The 22,834-nt window shown below is 68.0% G+C and carries 24 protein-coding genes and 2 pseudogenes; 11 read left to right on the top strand and 15 right to left on the bottom strand.

Translation table 11 applies throughout. The annotated features are described in order from the left end of the window. The first annotated feature begins 31 nt into the window (after positions 1-31). Entirely contained in the window at positions 32-247 is a 216-nt protein-coding gene (locus SKC42_RS09795; RefSeq protein ID WP_330964119.1) for a hypothetical protein, read from the top strand. Position 248: 1 nt separating this feature from the next. Here SKC42_RS09795 and SKC42_RS09790 read toward each other — a convergent pair whose 3' ends face one another. Continuing rightward, on the bottom strand, positions 249-1,001 hold the full coding sequence (locus SKC42_RS09790) for a GntR family transcriptional regulator (RefSeq protein ID WP_330964118.1): 753 nt from the start codon (positions 999-1,001) through the stop codon (positions 249-251). Positions 1,002-1,124: 123 nt separating this feature from the next. Between SKC42_RS09790 and SKC42_RS09785 the strand changes: the two genes are divergently transcribed. Beyond that, the gene (locus SKC42_RS09785; protein ID WP_330964117.1) at positions 1,125-2,423 is read left to right on the top strand and encodes an MFS transporter; all 1,299 of its coding nucleotides are present in this window, start codon (positions 1,125-1,127) and stop codon (positions 2,421-2,423) included. A 35-nt stretch (positions 2,424-2,458) separates the two neighbouring features. Here SKC42_RS09785 and SKC42_RS09780 read toward each other — a convergent pair whose 3' ends face one another. The 4 genes from SKC42_RS09780 to SKC42_RS09765 all read right to left on the bottom strand — a co-directional run bounded on the left by SKC42_RS09780 (position 2,459) and on the right by SKC42_RS09765 (position 6,299). After that, positions 2,459-2,887 (bottom strand): hypothetical protein, encoded by a 429-nt coding sequence (locus tag SKC42_RS09780; protein ID WP_330964116.1) that lies wholly within the window; start codon positions 2,885-2,887, stop codon positions 2,459-2,461. Between the two features lie 35 nt (positions 2,888-2,922). Then, a complete protein-coding gene (locus SKC42_RS09775) occupies positions 2,923-3,165 on the bottom strand; it encodes an excalibur calcium-binding domain-containing protein (protein WP_330964115.1) in 243 nt (80 codons plus the stop codon). A 129-nt stretch (positions 3,166-3,294) separates the two neighbouring features. Further along, positions 3,295-4,971, bottom strand: coding sequence for an NRAMP family divalent metal transporter (locus SKC42_RS09770; protein WP_442932071.1), 1,677 nt, complete (start codon positions 4,969-4,971; stop codon positions 3,295-3,297). Next, positions 4,968-6,299 (bottom strand): magnesium transporter MgtE N-terminal domain-containing protein, encoded by a 1,332-nt coding sequence (locus SKC42_RS09765; RefSeq protein ID WP_330964114.1) that lies wholly within the window; start codon positions 6,297-6,299, stop codon positions 4,968-4,970. The genes SKC42_RS09770 and SKC42_RS09765 overlap by 4 nt, the downstream gene beginning before the upstream one ends. Before the next feature lie 138 nt (positions 6,300-6,437). Between SKC42_RS09765 and SKC42_RS09760 the strand changes: the two genes are divergently transcribed. Beyond that, positions 6,438-6,803: a bleomycin resistance protein gene (locus tag SKC42_RS09760; protein ID WP_330964113.1), complete on the top strand. Its 366-nt coding sequence runs from the start codon at positions 6,438-6,440 to the stop codon at positions 6,801-6,803. A 1-nt stretch (position 6,804) separates the two neighbouring features. Here the strand turns inward: SKC42_RS09760 and SKC42_RS09755 are convergent, their stop codons facing one another. Beyond that, the gene (locus SKC42_RS09755; RefSeq protein WP_330964112.1) at positions 6,805-7,704 is read right to left on the bottom strand and encodes a DMT family transporter; all 900 of its coding nucleotides are present in this window, start codon (positions 7,702-7,704) and stop codon (positions 6,805-6,807) included. A gap of 172 nt (positions 7,705-7,876) precedes the next feature. Here SKC42_RS09755 and SKC42_RS09750 point away from each other — a divergent pair, with 172 nt between their 5' ends. Both SKC42_RS09750 and SKC42_RS09745 read left to right on the top strand, forming a co-directional pair. Further along, positions 7,877-8,434: a hypothetical protein gene (locus SKC42_RS09750; protein WP_330964111.1), complete on the top strand. Its 558-nt coding sequence runs from the start codon at positions 7,877-7,879 to the stop codon at positions 8,432-8,434. Positions 8,435-8,439: 5 nt separating this feature from the next. Beyond that, entirely contained in the window at positions 8,440-9,036 is a 597-nt protein-coding gene (locus SKC42_RS09745; protein WP_330964110.1) for a TIGR03086 family metal-binding protein, read from the top strand. 235 nt (positions 9,037-9,271) lie between these two features. On the opposite strand, the gene SKC42_RS09740 is transcribed toward SKC42_RS09745, so the two are convergent. After that, positions 9,272-9,664, bottom strand: a complete 393-nt coding sequence (locus SKC42_RS09740; RefSeq protein ID WP_330964109.1) for a DoxX family protein — start codon at positions 9,662-9,664, stop codon at positions 9,272-9,274. A 52-nt stretch (positions 9,665-9,716) separates the two neighbouring features. Then, entirely contained in the window at positions 9,717-10,775 is a 1,059-nt protein-coding gene (locus SKC42_RS09735) for a cupin domain-containing protein (RefSeq protein WP_330964108.1), read from the bottom strand. Between the two features lie 110 nt (positions 10,776-10,885). Here SKC42_RS09735 and SKC42_RS09730 point away from each other — a divergent pair. After that, positions 10,886-11,488, top strand: a pseudogene (locus SKC42_RS09730) (acetyl-CoA C-acyltransferase); the annotation flags it as partial. 19 nt (positions 11,489-11,507) lie between these two features. On the opposite strand, the gene SKC42_RS09725 reads toward SKC42_RS09730, so the two are convergent. Continuing rightward, on the bottom strand, positions 11,508-12,092 hold the full coding sequence (locus SKC42_RS09725) for a hypothetical protein (RefSeq protein ID WP_442932070.1): 585 nt from the start codon (positions 12,090-12,092) through the stop codon (positions 11,508-11,510). Positions 12,093-12,252: 160 nt separating this feature from the next. On the opposite strand from SKC42_RS09725, the gene SKC42_RS09720 reads away from it, so the two are divergent. Beyond that, complete coding sequence (locus SKC42_RS09720) at positions 12,253-12,981, top strand: 3'(2'),5'-bisphosphate nucleotidase CysQ (RefSeq protein WP_330964106.1); 729 nt, start codon at positions 12,253-12,255, stop codon at positions 12,979-12,981. A 110-nt stretch (positions 12,982-13,091) separates the two neighbouring features. On the opposite strand, the gene SKC42_RS09715 is transcribed toward SKC42_RS09720, so the two are convergent. From SKC42_RS09715 to SKC42_RS09700, 4 genes are read right to left on the bottom strand one after another with little or no spacing between them, the layout of a single operon-like run. After that, on the bottom strand, positions 13,092-13,541 hold the full coding sequence (locus tag SKC42_RS09715) for a hypothetical protein (RefSeq protein WP_330964105.1): 450 nt from the start codon (positions 13,539-13,541) through the stop codon (positions 13,092-13,094). 49 nt (positions 13,542-13,590) lie between these two features. Continuing rightward, entirely contained in the window at positions 13,591-14,601 is a 1,011-nt protein-coding gene (dmpG, locus tag SKC42_RS09710; protein WP_330964104.1) for a 4-hydroxy-2-oxovalerate aldolase, read from the bottom strand. Further along, positions 14,598-15,554: an acetaldehyde dehydrogenase (acetylating) gene (locus SKC42_RS09705; RefSeq protein ID WP_330964103.1), complete on the bottom strand. Its 957-nt coding sequence runs from the start codon at positions 15,552-15,554 to the stop codon at positions 14,598-14,600. The genes dmpG and SKC42_RS09705 overlap by 4 nt, the downstream gene beginning before the upstream one ends. Then, on the bottom strand, positions 15,551-16,177 hold the full coding sequence (locus SKC42_RS09700) for a TetR/AcrR family transcriptional regulator (protein ID WP_330964102.1): 627 nt from the start codon (positions 16,175-16,177) through the stop codon (positions 15,551-15,553). Before SKC42_RS09700 ends, SKC42_RS09705 begins: the two co-directional genes overlap by 4 nt. Positions 16,178-16,230: 53 nt before the next feature. Here SKC42_RS09700 and SKC42_RS09695 point away from each other — a divergent pair, with 53 nt between their 5' ends. The 4 genes from SKC42_RS09695 to SKC42_RS09680 all read left to right on the top strand — a co-directional run bounded on the left by SKC42_RS09695 (position 16,231) and on the right by SKC42_RS09680 (position 20,161). Beyond that, complete coding sequence (locus SKC42_RS09695) at positions 16,231-17,859, top strand: bifunctional 3-(3-hydroxy-phenyl)propionate/3-hydroxycinnamic acid hydroxylase (protein ID WP_442932069.1); 1,629 nt, start codon at positions 16,231-16,233, stop codon at positions 17,857-17,859. Next, positions 17,856-18,728 (top strand): alpha/beta fold hydrolase, encoded by an 873-nt coding sequence (locus SKC42_RS09690; protein WP_330964100.1) that lies wholly within the window; start codon positions 17,856-17,858, stop codon positions 18,726-18,728. Before SKC42_RS09695 ends, SKC42_RS09690 begins: the two co-directional genes overlap by 4 nt. Continuing rightward, positions 18,725-19,726 (top strand): VOC family protein, encoded by a 1,002-nt coding sequence (locus tag SKC42_RS09685; RefSeq protein ID WP_330964099.1) that lies wholly within the window; start codon positions 18,725-18,727, stop codon positions 19,724-19,726. Before SKC42_RS09690 ends, SKC42_RS09685 begins: the two co-directional genes overlap by 4 nt. Before the next feature lie 135 nt (positions 19,727-19,861). Next, positions 19,862-20,161, top strand: a complete 300-nt coding sequence (locus SKC42_RS09680; RefSeq protein WP_330964098.1) for a hypothetical protein — start codon at positions 19,862-19,864, stop codon at positions 20,159-20,161. A 481-nt stretch (positions 20,162-20,642) separates the two neighbouring features. Here SKC42_RS09680 and SKC42_RS09675 read toward each other — a convergent pair whose 3' ends face one another. Further along, positions 20,643-21,602 (bottom strand): EspA/EspE family type VII secretion system effector, encoded by a 960-nt coding sequence (locus SKC42_RS09675; RefSeq protein ID WP_330964097.1) that lies wholly within the window; start codon positions 21,600-21,602, stop codon positions 20,643-20,645. Positions 21,603-21,774: 172 nt separating this feature from the next. Next, positions 21,775-21,972: pseudogene (locus SKC42_RS27705) on the bottom strand (transposase); the annotation flags it as partial. Between the last annotated feature and the right edge of the window lie 862 nt (positions 21,973-22,834).

Raw genomic sequence — 22,834 nt, 5'->3', positions numbered from 1 at the left:
GAAACCCGCTCAGCAGGGATAATCACATCCCATGGCTCAGTTTCGAGTTATCGACCCGCACGGCCGGGTTGTCGCGTCGAAGAACTTTGCCAACGCGGAGGCCGCTCACGGGTGGTTCGTCGACACCGTCGGGCGTAGTTCCGAGCTGGGCTGGCGGATGGAGGTCGACGACGAGGGGCGGTGGGCGTTCTTCGACGACACCGAGGGCTTCACCGCCCCGGTGAGCCGGCGGCCGCTGCAGCGCTGACCTAGCGCTGCTGTTTCTTCGCCGGGGCCGCTACGGACGTGCCGACGGCCTGGGGCTCGTCGCGCAGCACGCGGTGGAGCAGCTCGCCGGTGCCGACGAGATGCTTGGTGACCAGCGACTGGGCCGCCGCCACGTCGCCCCGGCGCACCGCCTTGAGCAGTGCCGCGTGCTCGCGGTCGGACTCGCGCTTGTATGACGGCAAGCCGAACTTCAGCCGCAGGTAGCGTTCGCTGCGCTCGTGCAGCATCCCGATCATCGCCAGCAGTTGCGGTCGCGCGGCCGGCTCGTAGAGGCTCGTGTGGAACGCCTCGTTTCGGGCGACGTAGAGGGACGGCTCGGTCTCGGCCGCGGCCGATTTGCACAGCGCTTCGGCACGCCGCAGCGACTGCGGCGTGTGCATGGGCATCGCCAGACCGATGGCGAGGCTTTCGAGGGCGGCCCGAATCTCGTAGATCTCGAGGGCCTCGTCGGCCGACAGCGGCGCGACGGTTGCGCCCTTGTTCATCTCTACCTTGACCCAGCCCTCGCTTTCGAGCTGCCGCAAGGCCTCGCGAACGGGGATCGCACTGACGGAGAAGTGCCGGGCGATGGCGTCCTGGCGAAGCGGCGCGCCGGGCGGAAGGCTGCCGTCGACGATGGCCGCTCGCAGCGCATTGGCGATCAGTCGCGACGTGCTGCCGCGCTCGGCGAGCGATACGGCGGCGGGCAAGACGGCCAGGGCATTGTCCGATGACGGGGGGCCTGTTACGCTCATCACTATATTATATATAATGTGACGCACAGCGACAGACAGAATCCGTAAATACCTTCGCATGCAACCGATCCTGAGCGGCAGTCAGCACCGACTCACTGGGTCACTGGAGGCAAGATGAGTGCAATGACGCAATCGACCAAGGCGGGCTCACCAAAAACCCGCACACCACTGAACCGCTCTCAGATCGCGGGCTTCTGGGGTGCGTGGACAGGCTGGACCCTCGACGGGATGGACTCGTTCATCTATGCACTCGTGCTGACGCCCGCGCTCACCGAGCTGCTGCCGCGTTCGGGAATCACCGCGACGCCGGCCCATGTCGGGCTCGCCGGCTCCATCCTGTTCGCGCTGTTCCTGGTGGGGTGGGGACTGTCCTTCGTCTGGGGTCCGCTCGCCGACCGATTCGGGCGCACCAAGGTGCTGGCCGCGACGATCTTCACCTTCGCCATCTTCACCGGACTTTCCGCGGCGGCCGAAAACGTCTGGCAGCTAGCGATTTTCCGCTTCATCGCGGGCGTCGGCATCGGCGGCGAGTGGGCGTTGGCCGGCACGTACGTGGCCGAGGCGTGGCCGGAGGACCGGCGCAAGATGGGGGCCGGCTACCTGCAGACCGGTTACTACGCCGGCTTCTTCCTGGCGGCGGCGCTGAACTACACGATCGGCGTTCACTTCGGCTGGCGGGCAATGTTTTTGACCGGTGCCGTGCCGGTCTTCGTCGCGATAATGATCCTCACCCGCGTGCAGGAAACCGAGAAGTGGCAGCAGGTCGAGGCCGGGCCGCCGGTCCACGTGAAGCCGCTGCGCGAAATTCTCGGGCCGCGCTACCGGCGCCGCACCTGGGTGGCCTGCGCGTTGGTGACCATCGCGATCGTCGGTCTGTGGGCCGGCACCGTCTACGAGCCGTCGGCCGTCATCCAATTGGCACACAACGCGGGACTGGACAAGAACGGAGCCACCAGGACGGCGTCGTGGGCCACCGGCCTGCTGTCGATCGGCACGATCCTGGGATGCGTCGTCCTGCCCGTCCTGGCCGAAAGAATTGGGCGGCGAAAGACTCTCGCGATCTACTTCGCCGGGATGGCGGTGTCGATCACCGGGAGTTTCGGATGGGCCTACTATCTGCCGCACGGGCTCGCGCCCTTCATCGCCTGGCTCTTCGTGCTCGGGTTCTTCGGCGGTAACTTCGCGCTCTTCAGTCTCTGGCTGCCCGAGCAGTTCGAGACCCGCGTGCGAGCGACGGCGTTCGCGTTCTGCACGTCGTTCGGCCGGTTCGTCGGCGCGGGGGTGAACTTTATCCTCGGCGCGGCGGTGCTGCGCACCCACACATTGGGCCTGCCCGTCGCGCTGACGGCCGTCGCCTTCGTGCTTGGGCTCCTCGTCATACCGTTGGCGCCCGAGACGCGTGGCGAGCCGCTGCCCCAATAAGGCCGCCAGTCGTTGGCGGTGCGCTAGAAACGTGGTCAACCAGCGGGGCCGATCACGAAGCAGCGGCCGGCGCTGCTCACCAGCAACACCTCGTCAACCGATGCCGGCGGTGTGTCGGGGAATGCGAAGCGATGCACTTGCTGGCCGGCGTCGATGCTCGCCTCCTGCGACTGCGTGGAGCCATCCTTGCGGCGAACGGACGCCGTGACCTTGTCGGCCTTGGACAGGTTCTCCTGCTCGTGGAAATACCACACCTCGATCCCGCCACCGGACGTGTCGGCCCGCCAACCGTCGGCGTAGTAGCACGCCGGGTTGCCCTCGGCGTCCGGTGGGGGTGGCGGACAGATCGACAGGCCGACGCACTGCGGCGTGGTGGTGGCCGCCGCCGCGGCCGGACCCGCCGCGTGCGTCGACGATCCGCACGCCGCCACGAGCCACCACGTCAGTGACGTGGCGATGATCAAGCGGAAACCACTGGTGGTAAACAATTTTCGATCTCTCAATGACACACTTCGCACGCGATGCCGTCGCCGTCGCGGTTGAGGCCCTCCCGGTACCCCGGCTGTCCCCTGTAGATCGGCGCCACACCGGCACTGCAGGCGGCCCTGCAGTTCGGGTAATAGACGTTCGACCCCGTCGTCGGCGCGGGCGATGGATTCGTGGTGGACGGCACGGCATGGGCGACGTGCGCTCCCGCAACCGCGAGGGTGATTGCCGCGGCGGTCAACGCTGCGCGAAGCATGCGTGCACTTCCCTTGATCGCGCAACGGCGTGGGTTGCTGTCATGACAAGAGCTAACACCGACGATCGCCCGCGCGGCAAGAGTCCGTCGCTTTGGGACCGGCCCACCGGGCAATCCTGGCGCGTGCCGCTAGTGGCCGAGCTGGATCGCTTTGACCACCAACAGCAGCGCGCCGACCACGAGGTAGCTGCGCAGGGCGATCATCGCGAGCCGGGTACCGGGCGACCAGGTGACCGGCTCGAGCAGCGCCAGGGGCGGCATCCGCCACGTATTGCGGTCGACGGGACGCGCCGGAGGTGCTGGCGTTGGTGCCGCGGCCTGGCGGCGGCTCAGCCAGCGCAGCGCCGGGGCCGCCGCGGCGGCGAGTACGACTAGGGCAAGGGTCAGGTAACACGCGACCGCGACGACGTTGAGGCCGGGAAACAGGGTGGTCGCCATCAGGATGCCCGACAGCAGCAGCAAGACGCCGACGATGAGCCCCGCGACCCAATTGAGCCAGGGCCGGTTCACCCATGGCCCCAACACTTCTCGGTCGTTGCACAGCAACAACAGGAAGACGCTGGCGCTCGGCAGCAGCAATCCGGCGAGGGCCTGCACGGCGGTCGTGATCAGGCCGAGCGGGGCGCCCGGGATCAGGACGATAGCCGCGGCCAAGGCGACCATCGCCGTGTAGGACAGATAGAACTGCTTGGCATCGGCGAACCCGCGGTGCAGGGAGTGCTTGAGACCGAAAACGTCGCCGAAGGCGTAACTCGTTGCCAGCGTCACCGCGGCCGCCCCGATGATCGAGGCGTCCATCAGCACGATGGCGAAGATCGAACCGAGCGCCGCGCGGTGTTGCCCGAGCAGGTGCGCGACGGCACCGGCGTCGGAGAAGCCGCCCGCGGTCCCGGTCGACCGCGCCGCCCAGTCGCCCGTCATCACCAGCGCCGCGGCCCCGATCACCACCACGACGGCGCCGATGACGGTGTCTGCGCGTTCGTAGGCCATGAAGCGGGGGGTGATGCGCTTGTCGACAACGTTCGATTGCTGGAAGAACAGCTGCCACGGTGCCACGGTGGTCCCGACGATGGCGATGATGAGCAGCACCGCGTCCGAGGAGATTCCGCCCGAGATGCTGGGTATCACAAACGACTTCGCCGCCTGCGCCCACTGTGGGTGCGACATCAAGAGCATCGGGATCTGCAGCAGGGTGACGGCGATGAACACGAACATGGCCCGCTCCCACCGCCGGAAGCTGCCGCTTGCCATGATCGCGATCAGCGCCACCGCCGACGTCGGCACCACGACATACTTGGAGATGCCGATGTATTCCGCGGCCAGGCTGATGCCGATGAACTCCGTGACGATCGTCAGGAAGTTGAGCAGGAACAGGTCGCCGACGGAGAACCAGCCCCATCCGCGGCCGAAGCGCTCGTTGATCAACCGGGCGTGGCCGACGCCGGTGACCGCGCCCAGCCGGACCACCATCTCCTGGTTGACGATCAGGACGGGCACCAGCAAGAGCAACACCCACAGCAGGGAGTAGCCGTAGTTCTGGCCGGCCTGGGCGTAGGTCGCGACCCCGCCCGCGTCGTTGTCGCCGACCATCACGATGATGCCGGGTCCGACGATGGCCAGCAGGGTCAGCAGCCGCGTCTTCCATGTGCGGGCGCGTTCGGTGTCGCCGACGCTGATGCGCCCGAAAGCCCCCTCGATGTCACCCAAATGCGCGGTGTCCAGCACCGCGCTGGGCCGCGGGACGGCCCGGCCCGGGGGCTCGGCGTCGGCGGCCTCGAGACGGATGGTGTCGTCGCCGGAGGTCACGGTAAGTCGGTTCCCGGCGCCGAGCCGTTTTCGGGCTGAGTTATGTCACGGATCGGGCGTGGTGCGGGCTCGCGGCGGCGCCAGTCCTCCGGGATGGTGGCCTCCAGCACGTCGTCGACGGTGACGACCCCGAGGACGCGATCCCGTTCGTCGACGACGGGGATGGAGTAAAGGTTGAAGTCAGCCATCAGCAGCGCGATGTCGGTCAGATCGGCGTCTGCGCTCACCCGGACCGGATCAGAATCCATCAGTCCCGCAAGGGTTTCGCCCGGCTCCGCCTGCAGCAGGGCGATGACGGAGACGACGCCGTCGAGGCGCCTGTCCCCGTCGACGACATGCACCTTGATGAGCGCTTCGGGTTGGACGGTGCGGGCGGCCGAGATCAGCGCGAGCGCCTCTCCCGCCGTCGTCGTGGCCGCGCACGCGACGAAGTCGACGTTCATCAGCCCACCGGCGCTGTCGGGGTTGAAGCCCATGAGGGTGACGACTTTGGTGCGCTGCGGGCCGGGCATGAGGTCGAGCACGCGCCGGCGCCGCGATTGGCGCAGGTCCGCGATGGCGTCGGCGGCGTCGTCCGCGCGCATCCGGCCGAGCAGCGCGGCGACCTCGTCGTCGGGCATGTCGTTGAGCAGCCGGCTCGCCTTCTCCGGGTCCAGCTCCTCGAAGACGTCCGCCTCCAGCTCCGGGTCGCTGTGCACCCGATCGAGGATCTCGCCGCCCTCGGCCTTGTCGGCCTCCTCGAGCAGGTCGGCGATCTCGGCCGCCTTGAACTCACCGAAGCGGTCCGACAGGCGGCGCACGGCGTCGGACCGAGCGTGTCCGATGAGCGGTTCGAAGGACTTCCAGTCGCGGGCGGCGTGGCCGCCGGAGTGCTTGATCAGCCCGAACAAGCGGGGCGGGCGGCGGGTGTCGAGTCGGGCGACGACCCAGCCGGCGCCCGTGTCTTCCAGCTCGACGTCGTAGGCGCGCACGAGTTCCACGGCGGCAACGTCGATCAACCGATGCCCGAGCACGTCCGCGCTCAGCAGCACCTCGCCGTCGCGGCGCTCGAAGCCCCGGAGGTCAACCTTGTTCTTGGTCAGTACGATTCGGTCCGCCGCGAACTCGTCGATGGACTTGCTCCCGATGAACACCCGTCGCCCGCCCATGCCGGCGACGATGCCCGTCACGGCGGGATAGTCGTCGCTGTCGCCGAGCCGCACGATCACGTCGTCGACCCGGCCGACGGCCTCACCCGAGCGAGCCACCACCGGGGCGCGCAGCAACTGGGAGAGGTGGAGGACGGGTAGCGCCCGGCCATGGTCGGCCTCCTTCTGCGATGTGCTCACATGTCCCTCCTCGCGCTGTGCGGTCCGGCTCCCGCTCGGCCGCCAGAGCGTAACCGCACCGGTGCCAGTAACTACAGCCAATAAGTAAACAGCGGGCGGCGAATCGGAAGACAGCTGGTTTGCTGTCAAACTGGTGTGATGTCGGGCGTCGAATTCGGCTCCGTTTCGCCGATCGTCCCGGTCCGGGACCTGGGTTCGGCCCTGGACCGTTACCGCCGCCTCGGGTTCGATGCCCGCCGCTACGACGGGCCCGAGCGGTACGGGTTCGTCGATCGCGGGCGGGTGTCGCTGCATCTCACCGAATGGACCGAGCACGACCCGCTGCGGACGGCCGCGAGCGTGTACCTCTACGTCAGTGACGCCGATGCGCTGCACGCCGAATGGGCGGCGCTGGAGGGCCTGGAGGGCCGCCTCGTCCCGCCGTGCGACACCCCCTACGGCTTGCGGGAATTCGCCTACGTCGATCCCGAGGGCACCACCCACCGCGTCGGCTCGCGCAGCTGACTCAGGCGACGGCCGAATCGTCCCGTTGCGCGGTCGATTTCGGGGGTGGGTTCGATGCGGCCTGGCTGTGCGCCAGCGCCACGGTGGCCGCCACCATGACGGCGACCGAGAGGGCCAGGGCGATCATTCCGGCGTCGTTGGTGTTCAGCATCTCGCCCAGCACCGTCACACCGAGTACCGAACCGACGATCGGCTCGGAGACGGTCACGGCGGGCAGCGACGCGGTCAGCGGGCCGGCCCGGAACGCCGATTGTTCCCAGGCGGTGGCGGCGATCGCCAGCGCCACCCACACGTAGACCTCGGGCGTGCGCAACAATGCCGGGATGCCGCGGCCGAGTTGGTCGACGACGCCCTTGGTCAACACCGAGAACAAACCCCACAGCGAACCGGCCAGCAATCCCAGCAACAGCGCGCTGACCGAACCCGAAAACAGGCGCGCGCCAATGACACACGCGAGCAGGGCCGGACCCATGACCAAGGCGACCACGGTCCACGTCTTGAATGACCCGCGGGGGGTGCCGGCCTGGGGATCACCGACGGTCACCACGACCGCGACGGCGGCGGCAAGCAGCACGGCCCAGATCGCTTGCCTGCGGGTGATCCGGCGGCGGTTCACCCTGGCGTTGATGACCAGAGCGAACAGCAGCGAGGTCACCAACAGCGCCTGCACGAGCACGACCGAACCCAACCCGAGGGCGGCGGCCTGCAGTCCGAACCCGGCGCCGGCCACCAGGCTGCCGGTCCACCATTGGCGATCGCGCAGCAGCCGGTGGAACAACGCGACGGTGCCGACGGGTTTGTCGGTGACCTCCTGGGCGGATCGTTGCTGGATGACGTCCCCGATCCCGATCATCAGAGCGGCTCCCAGCGCGAGCAGTGCGGCAATCTCGCTCGTGCCCAAGGCGACCTCCGGGTATTTCGATCGGCGGATTCTTTCGAGACCACTGGTTCGCGTGCTCGGTCGATGTAATCATCTTGTCGCCGGCCCCGCACCAAGGCCCTTTGCCCCTAGACCGATGGGTAGCGGCAACCGAAAGTGGCTTTCGAGTCTTTCATCACGAAGGGGCCGTGCCATGACGCGTCAAACCGCCTCGCGCATGTTCCTGGCGGGCATCGCCACGCTCGCCGGCCTGGTCGCGGTGCTTTATCTGCTGCTGCTCGGCTGGGGGATGCTGATGCACGTGAGGTCGATCAGCGACTGGACGCGTCAGCTGACCCGGCGGGGTAATCCCCATCTGCTGCGGCTCGCCGGAACACGTCTGGGAATGCAGTATTTCAACCTCAGCGCGTTGCATCACGTGGGTCGACGCAGCGGCCGGAGTTACGTGACGCCGCTCAGCGCGTACCCGCTCGGGGATGGGTTCGTGCTCGCGGCGGCGTATCCCCACGTCGACTGGCTCGACAATGTGCTGGCCGCCGGCAAGTGCGTGCTTGAGTGGAACGGGCACGAGTATGCGCTGGAACGGCCCGAAGTGATCCCACGGAAGCAGGCGCTGAAGGCCTACCCGACGCTGGTGAAGCCTTTTTTGGCGGGCGCGGCCGGACAACACGAATTCGTCTGGCTGCATCGCGCCGATTCGGCGAGTGGCGTTGTCGCCGAGGAGTATCCAACCGTAATGGAAGGACGCTGAGTGCCATGAACGATGCGTCGATCGGGCTGATGGCTGCCGAGGCGTTCGACATGCTGATCGACGCCGTCGACCGGATTGCGCCGGAACGCTGGTCTGAGCCGTCGAACCTCGAGGGCTGGACCCTGCGTGATCTGGTGGGCCACACGGTCGGCAGCGCGGCGAAGATCGTGACGCTCGTCGAGGACGGGGAGATCTGGGCCGGCCCGTCCCGGCCGGCCGACTTCGACTGTGACGACCCGGTGGGCCGGCTGCGTGAACTCGCCGCGCGGTTGCGCGAGGCCCTGCCGGGTGCCGATCTCGACGCGTTGCGCGTGTCGCCGGAGGGCGAGGTGCCACTGCGCCGGGCGCTGATCTATCCGGTTTCGGATTTGGCGTTGCATACCTGGGATATCGAGCGCTCCCAGGGTCGGCAGATCGAGCTGCCCGACGATCTGTTGGCCCTGTGCCGAGGGCTGTTGGGCTCCGTGCCGGAAAGCGGGTTGCGCAGGCCCGGCGGCTTCGGACCCGCCCAGCCAGTGCCGCCCGGCGCAACGGAAACCGCACAACTGATGGCTTACCTCGGCCGCTCGGTGCACGGCCGCGGGCAGGCGCCCGCCTCGTAGCGACAGGTCGTTGAAACCGGTCGCGGATCCGTCGAACCCGGGCGGTCGTGAACGGCTGGGCCGTTGAGTGTGCGGCGAGGCACTTGATTGTGCAACAGGGGATTTCAGCGTGAACCCAGGTCGGAGATTTCGTGAAATGTGCACCCTGGACGCACAGAGGACGCCGTCAGCGCACACTCGACGGCCGGGCCGCGAGGCATCCCGTGTCGCGCAAGGGCGGGCACAAAGACGGCCGTCAGCCGTTGCGGCGGATCTTCAATGCGGTGGTGATCATCGGGATCTGCAGGGGCAGCCGGGCCAGCGCGGCGATGCGCATGGGCCAGGGTCTGCCCCACCACAGCCGCACCATGTTGCAGTTTGCGGGGAAGACCCCCACGAACAGCACCGCGGCCGCCAGCGCCGCCTGCCGCCGGGTGCGTCGCGGCACCAGCAGCGCCCCGACGGCGATCTCGGCGACGCCGGACGCGTAGGTGTAGGACCGGGCGCTTCCGGGTAGCTCCGCCGGAACGATGGTGTCGAACGGTCGAGGCGCCAGGAAATGGACGGTTCCGACGCCCATCAGCATCGCCGCCAAGCGGTATGCGGCGGTCCGGGTCGCGTCACGTTGGGCGAGGGGCGCGGTGGTCATCATGCCATTCTGTCCTGCCCGGCCAACGAGTCGAAACCCGGACCCGATGCGGTTATCGCTCGCCGACGGCGTGCGCGTCAACGGGGTTGCGGCGCTGGACGATCAGCGGGTCGGCCTTGGTGAACGGGAATTGGGGCAGGTCGTCGACGTGGGTGTCGAACGTCGCCGCGAGCACCTGGCGTGAGTAGGCGCTGACCGAAGTGCGGTATCCGATGTCGCCGGGAGTCGGCTGGTCGAAGAAGATGCAGAAATGCATCTCGGGGGCGTCGAAGACCTCGATGTGGTGGGGGTAGGCGCGGGGGATGAAGTACACATCGCCCTGCTGCAGGTACCACGTGTCCAGGGTTCCGTCCGGGTCCATGACGGTCATCCGGGCCCCGCCACGGTTCACGTACCCCATCTCGGCCGTGATCGGGTGCCAGTGCGGCTCCCGCATGCCGTCCTCGCGGATGCGCAGCGAGTACATCGACAGGTCTTTGAGCGCCGGCCAGTACTGCAGGCGCGCGGTCCTGGCCGAGCCGACGGCGAGGCTAACCGGTGGGGTCATCGCGTCGACCGAAAACTTGTGCGGGTTTTCGAAGTACGCCGTGGCCGGCACGTCCGGGTCACCGTTGCGGGCGGCCAGCGCGCGGTCGGCGGTGCTGCGGCGGATGGCCGCGAAGTCGGTAGCGGGCAGGTCGTAGGTGTTGCCGAGCACCGCGTCGGTCATCGCCCCGAAGGCGGCACCGAGCCCGAAGTCCTCGGGTCGTTCGTTGCGGAAGGTGATGATGAATTCCGCTGTCCCGCTGCCGATGTTCTCGATGTGGTGCAGCGATCCCGAGTCGATGTGGAACATGTCGCCTCCGCGCACGACGAAGGATGCGAATCGGCTGCCGGTATCGAGGACGGAAACCAACGCCGTACCGGACACGCAGTAGGTCAACTCGTTCGCGTTGGCGTGCCAATGGGGAGTCCGTATGGCGCCCGGGTTGATCAGCAGCCGCTTGATGGACAACCCCTTCAGGATCGGGAAGTTGTCGGCGGTCAGGCGTCGGATCGAGCCCAGATCGGACTCTTCGACGATCTCGCCGTTGGTCAACGATGCGACGTGTGTGCTTGCCTGCGTAAGCATTTCACCCTCCTTGCGGGACGGACCGTATCTGCCTATAACAATGGCGTCTCTGGGCGCGACGCGTCCAACACCGGCTTTGGATGTGCCGATCAACGGTGTCTATCAAGCTGCGGGTCGACGAGATCCTCCAGCTGAAGATCACCCTGCTCGATGGCTCGGTGACCGAGTTCTCGGTCGACGAGCATCCGCGCCGCGACACCACCGTGGAGAAACTCGCCGGGCTCAAGGTGCTGCACCCCGAGATCGAGGGCTTCTCCATCACGGCGGGCAACAGCAGCGGCACCAACGACGCCGCGGCGGCGGTCGCGCTCGTCGACCGCGAATACGCCGACGCCGAGAACCTCAGCGTGATGGGCACGGTCAGAGCCTGGGCGGCCGCGGGCGTCCCGCCGCGAGACTGCGGTCTGGGCGCGGTCAAGGTCATCGGCAAGGTGCTGTCCCGGGCCGGCCTTTCGGTCGGGGACGTCGCGCTGTGGGAAATCAACGAGGCGTTCGCCTCGGTGCCGATCGCGGCGTGCCGGGAGTACGGGATCGATGAGGAGAAGGTCAACTTCTCGGGCAGCGGCTGCAGCCTTGGTCACCCGATCGCCGCCTCCGGCGCGCGGATGGTCACCACGCTCGCCTACGAGCTGGCCCGGCGCGGCGGCGGCATCGGCGTCGCGGCGATGTGCGCGGGCGGGGGCCAGGGCGGCGCCGTCGTCATCGAGGTCTAGGCGGAGGCCTACCCGCCGATCAGTTGCAGAACGTGTAGCCGATGAACTGGGCGTCGCGGTTGCTGCCGCCCTGGTAATTCGCATAGTGCACGGCCGGCATCCCGTTGTATTGGGAGTTCATCTTCTGCGCGGTGGGTGGGGGGGCGCCCTTGGGGAAGGCGAGGATCACGTCGGCAAAGATTTTCAGCCCGGCCTCGCAGATGGCGTCGGCCCGCGGCGACTGAGGGTTCCACGCGTGCACGACGACGGGATTGGTCAATTGATAGCCCGCCGCGCAATTCGGATCGCAGATCTTGAAAACGGCGGTTCCCGTGCCGTCGGCGCCCTGGGGGCCCCAGGAGCTCCATGACATGTCTTGCACCGCAACGGCTACGCTCGCGCAGCCCAGGATGCTGAGCCGCCGCGGACGCTCGACCGGTGGTGCCGAGAGGTTGTAGCAACCCGGAAGGGCGAAGCTCTCCGGCGGCGGGGGCGCCTGGGAGGTCGTTGCCGGCGTGCTTGCGCCGTGCGTCAACCGAATGCCGGCATAGGCCAGCGCGCCGACAACCACGACCGCCGCGACGGCAGCGACCCCGAGCGCCCGGCCGCGTGGAAGGCGCCGCAACCGATCAGCCGAAAAAATGTTGCCCCCGATCACATCCAACAGGTTTACAGGTTTGGGCGGGGATTTCATGTTCAGGGGTAGCTGTTGCGGCGCCGATATGGCACAGTAACTTGGTCAAGGCTACCAACATTTCGGGTCGAGACGACGGGTGGAGTCGCTGATGGACGACGATGAACTGGCCGCGCGGTTGGCCACCGAGGCGGGCCGCCTGCTGCTCGGGGTGCGCGACGAATTCGCCGAGGCCGACGCAAGTGAGCGGAAAGCGGCCGGCGACAAGCGATCCCATGATTTCCTGATGCAGGCTCTCGCGGCCGAGCGGCCCGGCGACGCGGTGCTGTCCGAGGAGGGCGCCGACGATCCGGTGCGACTGCGATCTGAGCGGGTGTGGATCGTCGACCCGCTCGACGGGACGCGCGAGTTCTCCGAGCCCGGGCGTGACGACTGGGCCGTGCACGTCGCGCTGTGGCAGGCCGGCGAGCTCGTCGCGGGCGCCGTAGCTCTGCCCGCCCAAGGGCTGACGCTGGCGACGCCGCAGGTGGCGGCCCCGCCCGCTGCGCCCGGCAAGCCGCGCATCGTGGTGTCGCGGACCCGCCCGCCCGCCATCGCGCTGTCCGTACGCGACGCGCTGGACGGGACGCTGGTGGAGATGGGCTCCGCGGGGGCCAAGGTGGCCTCGATCGTCCAGGGCCTGTCCGACGTCTACGTGCACGCGGGTGGTCAGTACGAGTGGGACTCGGCCGCGCCCGTGGCCGTCGCGCGGGCCGCCGGCCTGCACACCTCCCGCATCGACGGTTCGCCGTTGGCCTACAACCAGCCCGACCCCAAGTTGCCGGACCTGGTGGTCTGTCGACCGGAACTGGCCGAGGTGGTACTGGCCGTCACCGGCTAGGACCCTTCAATTGTGCCCAACGTCGAGTTGTTGGGCCCGAGGGCGCCAAATGTCGACATCAAGTCGACGCTCGGCGAAAGTGTGGGGCTGGGTGCTCGGCGGGGTGCTGCTCAGCCGCGACGGCTGCGCCGGCCGGCGCCCATCGCCTCCTCGGTCCATTCCTGCTCGATCCGGCCGATCTCCAGCGAAAGCTGCATGAGGGTCGGGTTGTCGCAATGGATCTCGCAGGCATAGCGATACTCCGCGGCTTCGCCGGTGGTGGGCAGGTGTGGTCGCAGGCCCTCGAACCACTCGTCGCCGACCACGTTCGGCGGGTCGACGTCACGCGGCCCGGCAGCCCACCGGCGGTAATCGTCCCGCGCGCTCGTCAGCCCGGTCCGCCACCGCTGAATGGTCTCATGGCGCTGGGCCTGCAGATTGATGCTCATCTGACTTTTGTGGTTGGCGCCGTCCATCATTCGCGGCAGCATCGTGTCGACGACCGACCTCGCCACGCCGGCCACACCCACCGCGGACGCGCCGAACACCATGCCGAGGAAGCCCATCATCGCCCCGTTCATGCACTGATCGTTGCATCCAACCGCGGATGTGGGCCAGGAAACGCGGCAGTCAGCGTGCCGCGGTGAGGTCGAGGGCAATGTCGACGAGCATGTCCTCCTGACCGCCGACCATCCCGCGTCGGCCGGCCTCTTCCAGAAGCGTGCGCGCATCGATGTCGAAGCGCGCGGCGGCGGCCTCGGCGTGCCGCAGGAAGCTCGAGTAAACGCCCGCGTACCCCAGGGTCAGGGTTTCCCGGTCGACCCGTACCGGCCGGTCCTGAAGGGGGCGGACGAGATCGTCGGCCGCATCCTGCAGCCGGTGCAGGTCACAGCCGTGGTCCCAGCCGAGGCGCGAGGCGGCGGCGATGAACACCTCCAGCGGCGCGTTGCCCGCTCCGGCGCCCATGCCGGCGAGGGAGGCGTCGACCCGGTGTGCGCCGTGCTCGACGGCAGTGATCGAGTTCGCGACGCCCAGCGACAGGTTGTGATGGGCGTGGATGCCGATTTCGGTTGTCGGCAGAAGGCTTTGCCGTAGCGCATCAACGCGGTCCCCGACGTCGCGCATCGTCATCGCGCCGCCGGAGTCGACGACGTAGACGCACGTGGCCCCGTATTCCTCCATCAGTTCGGCTTGGCCCGCCAGCCCGGCCGGGGTGGCGAGGTGGCTCATCATGAGGAAGCCGACGGCCTCCATTCCGAGGTCACGGGCCGCGGTGAGGTAGGGGGCGGCGATGTCGGCCTCGGTGCAGTGCGTCGCGACGCGCACGACGGTCGCACCCGCCCGGTGAGCGTCCCGGAGGTCGCGCACGGTGCCCACGCCGGGCAGCAGGAGCGTCGCGACCCGGGCGCCGCGCACCGCACCGGCGACCGCCTCGATCCACTCCAGGTCGGTGTGCGCGCCGAATCCATACACGCAGCTCGAACCGGCCAGCCCGTCGCCGTGGGCGACCTCGATCGAGTCGACGCCGGCGGCGTCGAGGGCGCGGGCGATCGCGGTGGCCTGCTCGAGGGTGTATTGGTGACGGACCGCGTGCATGCCGTCGCGCAGGGTGACGTCGCTGATGTAGACGCGCCGGGTCATGTTGCGGCCCCAGTGCTTTGGGCGGCGTGAGTGGCGATTCGCTCGGCGGTGGCCTTGGCGGCCGAAGTCATGATGTCGAGGTTTCCGGCGTAGGCGGGAAGGTAGTGTCCGGCGCCGGTGATTTCGAGCAGGGCCGTGACGCGGGTGCCGATGAACTTCCCGGTCTCGGGCAGGTAGAGCGGCTGGTCGGAGCCGAAGGCTTCGAACTGGACGTCCTGCTTGAGGCGGTAGCCCGGGACGTACGCGGCGACCCGGCCGACCATCTCATGGATGGCCTCCTCGATCGCGTGCCGGTCCGGATCACCGTCGACGAGGCAGTACACCGTGTTGCGCATGACGACCGGGGGGTCGGCCGGATTGAGGATCATCACGGCCTTGCCCCGCAGCGCGCCGCCGACGACCCGCAGTGCTGAAGCCGTGGTTTCGACGAATTCGTCGATGTTCGCACGGGTTCCCGGCCCCGCGGACCTGGCGGAAATCGACGACACGATCTCGGCGTAGGAGACGATCCCGGCCTTGCCGACGGCCGCGACGATCGGCACCGTTGCCTGCCCGCCGCAGGTCACCATGTTGAGATTGGGCGCATCGAGGTGGCCGTCCAGATTGACCACGGGCACGCAGAACGGGCCGATCGAAGCGGGCGTGAGGTCGAGCATGCGAATCCCGCTGTCGCGCAGGGCCGCCCAGTTTGTCCGGTGCCCGGTGGCGGACGTGGCGTCGAAGGCCAGCCTGATTTCGGGGAACTCCGGCATCGCGAGGAGGCCCGCCACCCCGTCCGCGGTGGTCGGCACGCCCATCCGCCGCGCCCGAGCCAGTCCGTCCGAGCCGGGGTCGATGCCCACCATGGCAGCCACCCTCAGCGGGCCGTCGTCGGCGGCGATCTTCATCATCAGGTCGGTGCCGATGTTTCCGGTCCCGATGATGGCCACCGGCCAGCGCTCACCGGATGTCATCGCGTGTCCCCTGCGGCCGCCATGCGGACGGCGGTGTCGTACAGCGCCGTGGCGTGCATCTCGAAGAGCGCGGGGAGGTCGACCGAGTCGCCACCGATCTCTTTGGCGACGAACAGGCCGTCGGCGCCGGCGATCGCGTAGGTGGCCAGCCGACGCACCTGCGCGTCGTTCAACCCGGGGGTGAGGTCGCGGATGGCGGGCACCAGCGTCTCGAAGGCGCGGTCGCGGACGTCGAGGAACATCGCGCGGGCCCGCGGCTCGACGGGGCGTCGTTCCAGGGCGAGCATCAACCCCAGCCGCAGGAAGTCGGGGGAGTCCAGCAACGCCTTGGCGATCTGCATCGCCACCACCGAAAGGCGCTCGCGGCCGGTGCCTTCCGCGGGGAGCTGCCAGGCCGCTAACCAGTGCGCGAAGCTGCGCTCGATCACCGCGGCGATCAGGTCGTCCTTGTCCTTGAAATGCCAGTAGATCGAGCTGGCGGGTAGTCCGCACTTGGCGCTGACGAGCCCGATGCTCGTTCCCTCGTACCCGCGCTCGCTGGCGATCTCGGTGGCCGCATCCAGGATGCGGGCCCGGGACGCCTCACCGTCGACGCGGCGTCGGCGCTTCGGTGTGTCGGTCAACGCGGACTCCTCGCTGGGGGTCTTGACTCTGTAATGATCGCTACATTAGCGTAATGATCACTACAGAACAAGTCCGACATGAAGGCGGGACGGCAGTGAGCGGTGATTCGATTTACGACGTGGCGGTGATCGGTTACGGTCCCACGGGTGCCACCGCGGCCAATCTTCTTGGCGCGCTGGGCCTCAAGGTCGTCGTCATCGAGCGCGACCCCGACGTGTACGGGCGGGCGCGGGCCATCTCCACCGACGAGGAGGTCATGCGCATCTGGCAGTCCGTGGGCCTGGCGGACCGGCTGCAGCAGGACATGCTGCCGGACCGACCGTTGGCGTGGGTCGATGCCGACGGCGTCCCGTTCATCGAGACCACCATGACGCCCCGCGGCTGCGGGCATCCGCCTCAGCAGTTCCTGTATCAACCGGCGGTCGACCACGTGCTGCGCGAGGGCGTCGCGCGCTTTCCCCACGTCGAGGTGTTGCTCGGACACGAATGCCTGCGGGTGACCAACGCCGACGACCGGGTCGACCTGATGTTGGCGGACCTGCGCACCGACAGCTTCAAGCGCCTGCGCGCCTCGTACGTGATCGCCGCCGACGGCGGATCCTCACCCACGCGCGGCCAGCTGGGGGTCGGATACGACGGACGCACCTATGCCGAGCGCTGGGTTGTCATCGACACCAAAGTGATTCGCGAATGGGATGGCCACGACCGGCTGCGTTTCCATTGCAACCCCGACCGCCCGACCGTCGACTGCCCCACGCCGCTGGGCCATCACCGCTGGGAGTACCCCGCCCGGGCGGGCGAGGACGAGGCCAGACTGGTCACCGACGCGGCCATCTGGGAGGTGCTGCGCGACCAGGGCGTCACCGAGGACCACGTGCAGATCCTGCGCGCGGTCATCTACAGCCACCACGTGCGCGTCGCCGACCGGTGGCGCGTCGGCCGCGTCTTCCTGGCGGGCGATGCCGCTCACGCCATGCCGCCCTGGATCGGCCAAGGCATGTCGGCTGGCGTGCGCGACGTGGCGAACCTGTGCTGGAAGATCGCTGCCGTATCGTGGGGGAAGGCACCCGACTCGTTGCTCGATTCCTACCAGGCCGAGCGGAAACCGCACGTCACCTCGGTCACCCGCCGGGCGGTGCTGAACGGACGGATAATCACCGAACGCCGGAAGTCGTTGGCGTGGTTGCGAAACCACCTGCTGCGCGCGCTCACCCGCCTGCCGGGCGTCCTCGAAGCCGGGCGGAATCTCATCTGGCTTCCCGACGCGCGCTACCCGCAGGGGTTTTTCGCATCCCGCGCCCACGCCGCGGTCGGCTGGCAGCTGCCGCAGCCATCGGTCACCGATGCCGCCGGACACACGCTGCGGCTGGACGACGCGCTCGGCGGGGGATGGATGGTCCTGCATCTCGGACCGGCTCCGGCGGGCGCCGACCGATGGGTGCGGCTGGGAGCCCGATCGCTGGCGGTGACCAGGGCCGCCGCGTCCGCGGGCTCGCTCCGCGACGACGACGGCATGCTCACCCGTTGGCTGCACGGCAAGAAGGCCGCCGCGGTCGTGCTGCGTCCGGACCGGTTCGTCTTCGCGGCCGCTGCGGCCGGCGATCCGCTGCCCGCGCCTCCGGCCGGCCTCGTCGGCCTGATGCCGCCCGTTCCCGCCGCCCCGATAGGAGTGACCGCATGACCGCCACCCGCTGCGACGAGCGCACCGTCACCGTCGCCGGAAAACCAATCTTCCTCTCGGAGGCCGGAAGTGGGACGCCCGTGGTGATGCTGCACGGCGGCGGTCCCGGTGCGTCGGGGATGTCGAATTACTCGCGCAACATCGATGCCCTGGCGGAGCGCTTTCGGCTGATCGTGCCGGATCTGCCCGGCTACGGCAGGTCGGCCAAGGGCGTTGACCACGACGATCCGTTCGGTTATCTGGCGGACATGGTCCGCGGTCTCATCGACGAGCTCGGCATCGACAACGCCCACCTCGTCGGCAACTCCTACGGCGGCGCGGCGGCACTGCGCCTGGCCTTGGACACCCCGCACCGCGTCGGCAAGCTGGTCCTGATGGGTCCCGGCGGGATCGGCACCACCCGAGGGTTGCCCACGGCGGGCCTGAGGAGCCTCCTGTCCTACTACGGCGGCGATGGCCCGAGCCGTGAGAAGCTCGCCGCCTTCATTCGTACCTATCTGGTCTACGACGGAGCCGCCGTGCCCGACGAACTGATCGACGCGCGCTATCGCGCATCGATTGACCCCGAGGTGGTCGCGGACCCACCGCTGCGCCGGCCGTCGGGGCCGCGGGCCCTGTGGCGAATGGACCTCACCCGCGACCGCCGGCTCAGGGCCCTCCCGACACCGACCCTCATCCTGTGGGGCCGCGACGACAAGGTCAACCGGCCGGCCGGCGGGCCGATGCTGTTCGATCTGTTGCCCAACGCGGAGCTGGTCATGACCTCGCACACCGGGCACTGGATGCAGTGGGAACGCGCCGAGCTGTTCAACGAGTTGATCGCCGACTTCCTCAGCCCCGACTCGGCCCTCGCCGCGGGGCAACGATGACGCCCTCGGTTTTCGGCAGGGTCCACCTGGGCTATGTCGTCGTCGAGACCGAAAAGTTCGGCGACTGGCGGCGATTCGGCCGCGACGCGATCGGCATGCACCTCGACGACTGGTCCTCGGACGCCATCCGCTTCCGGCTCGACGACCAGGAATGCCGGTTCCTCCTGCAGCGCGGCCCGGCCGAAGACGTCACCGCGCTCGGCTGGTCGGTGGACGACGACGAGGCGTTCGACACCGTCCTGGCCCGTGTCAAGGGCCACGGCGTGCCGGTGAGCGAAGGCACCGGCGAGCAGGCCGCGCTGCGCGGCGTGGCACGGCTGGCCCGCTTCCCGGGGCCCAACAACCTGGCCCAGGAGGTCTTCACGCGCCCGGGAACCGCCACCGTGCCCCTGCACACCGCGACCGCCGGCGGATTCGTGACCGGCGCCGCGGGTCTGGGCCACGTCGCCGTTACGACCACTCAGCCGCACCGGACGCGTGGCTACTACGACACCGTCTTCGACGCGCGTCTGTCCGACTTCATCGACGAGACCATCAATGGGGTCAAGTTCAAGATTCGATTCCTGCGGGTGAACGAGCGCCACCACACCGTGGCGATCGCCGCCGTCCAGCGCCTGCGGCTGAATCCGATTCGCACCCGGGTGCAGCACGTCAACGTCCAGGTCGCCGAACTCGACGACATGGCGGCCGCGTACCGGCGCGTGAAGGAACTCGGCTTCCGGATGGCGCTCGGTGTAGGCCAGCACACCAACGACAAGGAGCTCTCGTTCTACGCCGTCACCCCGTCGGGATTTGAGTGGGAATTGGGCTGGAATCCGATCGTCGTCGACGAGAAAACCTGGGAACCGACGACCCACCGGGGCATCAGCATATGGGGTCACCGGCCGGAGGGGCAGACCATCATCGACAAGCTCACCCAGTTCAAGACCGGCGCGGCGTCGCTGATCCACCGTGAGGACGTGGTTCCCGCCCTCGCCGGCGCGGGCATTCCGGACTGACCAGAGGAGCGACATCCTGGCGGATCGCCACTCACCATCACGCGATCCCGCCCTTCTTCCGAGATGTCCTGCACAAGGCCAAGGTTGACGATGCCGGTGGCCGCGCCCTGCCGGACTGGAGCCCCGAGGCGGGCGATGGACGAGCTAAACGTCGCCGCCGCGATCCTGTCTGTGCCTACCCCGGGCACCGCCTTCCGGCCCGACGTCGCCCGCGAGCTCAACGACTGCCTCCCCGAAGTGGTTGCGGCTCAACCTGATCAGCTCGGGTTCCTCGCGACTGTTCGCATGCCGCATTTCGGCGCATCGGTCGACGAGGTGGCGCGATCGCTCGACGAACTGCACGCCGGCCGGGTGATGCTGCTCGCCACAGCGCGGGCACCCATGTCGGCCGGGCCGGCCAGGACGACCTGGACGCCCGGTCGGCGGTGGCGTTGATCCACCCTGCCGATCTGTCCGGCCCCATGATGGACGGGGTCGCACCCGGTCGTGCGCGGCGTGGCCCGGCTGCTGGGCACGCGCTGAGCCAGAAGTGTGTGGCCGCGATGATGTCGGGTGCCCGTAGGTTGGCCATGACCCGGATGGCGCGTATGGGGGAGCCGCCTCGTCTTCAGGGGTGAGTGGGGGCGGGTCAGGCCGGCGGCGGCGCGGCGTAGTCGTCGTCGTGGTACGCCGAAGGGCCACAGGTGGCCTTCGGGGTCTGGTGTTGCAAATTCTCCTGCACTGTAGTGTTTTTGGGTGAGCGGGCGCACCGCGTCGGCGTCACGGCGCGCTCATAATAGCGCCGCCGGATCTAGCCGCCGGCGTGCTGGGCTCAGGGCGCGGCTGGGCGCCCGGCTTGTGGCTGCGCACCATGACGCCGCCGCTGGCCTCGGGCCAGTTCCGTTGCGCATGGTCGATGGTGGCTGCCTCGCCTTAGTTAGGTCTGTGTTCCTGAATGCGTGGGATCCTCGGCGCGCGAATCGGCATTGCCCACGGCCGTCGCTAACGCGGCTTCGACGGGGGCACGCTGGCCGCTCGACGTCCCGGCCGCCCCCGTCACGTGCGCAGAAATAGAAGACCCGTCACGTACCGACGCCACACGCGGGCCGCGTGCCTGGGAACGGTCGCGCAACGAAGCCCCCGCCTTGGCGCGGTTGGCCGACTGCACCGACGGTCCTTGTCGGTACGCCGGGCTAACCGCCCCGGTCCGCCCCGCGTCAATGCCTGAGCTCTCAAGCGCAGTCCACCCCGCGCGGGCCGGACCGGGCATTGACGCCGTTGTGGTCACGTCCCTATCTGCAGCGGAGCCCGAATGGCCGGCAGCATCGTCGGACTCCGTCCGGAAAGGACCAGCCAGAGCGCCGGCAGGGGACGCGGACTCGACTCCGATGATAGGAAGTGACCACGCCGGAACTTGGTAGCTGAGTTTAGCCGCCGAGTCCGCGACGTCCGTAGAATTATTTAGACAATATATGAGAAGGCCAATAGCGGATATGACCGCCAGGTTGGCAACCACAATAGCAACAAGTAACGCCAGCGGTAACATCGTGGGCTTGCATTCCATGGCCATTACCACGGGTATTGCGGCTATCAAAGCATCTTGCGAGATTGCAATTCCGAATTGCGCTTCTTCGACCATCGCGGCCTGCTCTTTGACGAGGGCTGCCATTCCGGTGTCGTTCTTTGCGAACTGGCTTGCCGCGACGATTAATTGCTCCACAACGTCGGAATATGCCGAGGACGCCGAACCGGTCCAACCAGGAACACCGGCATGGCCGAGCAGCGAAGCCACCTGTGTGAAGCGCTGCGATCGCTTCTCCAGACAGTCCCCCTCATACGGGCCAGGAAGCCATCCGTCCCAGTGACCGAAGTCGCCCGGGATCCACAGTGCCGCCAATTCCCCGCAGCCTACGACAACAGTCAGAGCCAGGAGAACGATCGCGCTTGGCGTTCTGCCGGGTCGCTGCCATGCTGGAGGCGCTGTGGGTAGGGGAGTAGGCATGGTTGATACGCTAACACCCCGCAAAGCCCCATCAGTGCAGCACTTTTCATCGGTGTAGCCAACCGTCAGTCGTTAATCGCTTTGCTGTGAGCGATATTACGATCTCGTCGATCCCGGTGAGGCGCCGTCGACGCTTCTTGGGCATCGGTGGCTCACAGCTGCTGCTGGGATGCCGCGGAACGTCGATCTGGACTGGGCTGATCTCGGTGAGCACCGTCGTGGCCCGGGCGTCGTGGCGGGTATCACCAGACTCACGGCTGGTCGGCCCAAACGGTCTGCTGAATCAGTCGACCAAGAACGTGCTAAAGACCGCGCTGGTCGCCGACGGCGAGGCGGGCGTCTGGGCTGGACCCAAACCATTAACCGACTGCACGCGATAGTGGCTCACCTGCTAGCCGGCGACGCTAAATACGCGCTGGCCGCTGGCCGCTGGCCAGGCCGGGGAGCTCCTGCGCCGATGCGGCGTTGCGACGCCGCCGGCAAAACGCTGCGGATCCCGCGGTCGATCTCCACGCCGAGGTTCACCAACTTGATCGTCGGATAGCCAAGGCCACCAACGAATTCAGGCTGTCGTCATCGCATCGACTACCCCCTTGATCCACTTGACCGGCATCGGCGCGCTGACGGCCGGCAAGATCCTCAATCAAGGGGGATCCATCACTTGCTCCCGCACAGCTGCTGCATCCGCCAACGGCACGGAACCGTCCCCATCGAGGTGTCCTCCGCGAGGTGGTCCGTCACCGTTTCTCACGGGTCGGCGATCGCCAGCTCAACGTCTGCCCGCACGCTTCCGCAATTCAGACGATCGAGGGGCGTGTTGGCTACGGCGATGAAAATCGTTGCGCTGAAGGGGATTTACGGGGTGTTGGCGTATTAGCCGTGACCGCGCGTTCAATTTCCGCTGCGCTTTCTGGCTGGCAGCGGCCTGGCAGATTGCCGAGCGCGATGGTGCTCGCGGGTATAACTACTGTGGTGGGCCTCGCAGAATTGGCGGCACTGTGGATCCCGGGTGACTTCGGGCACTGGGACGGGTGGCTTCCCGGTCCGTATGAGGGGGACTGTCTGGAGAAGCGGTCGCAGTGCTTCACACAGGTGGCTTCGCTGCTGAGCCAAGCCCGTGTTCCTGG

Origin of the sequence: Mycobacterium sp. 050134 (assembly GCF_036409085.1) — a bacterium.
Taxonomy (GTDB): domain Bacteria; phylum Actinomycetota; class Actinomycetes; order Mycobacteriales; family Mycobacteriaceae; genus Mycobacterium.
The sequence above is the reverse complement of the archived record's forward strand: the minus strand, read 5'-3'. Positions and strand labels throughout refer to the sequence as shown.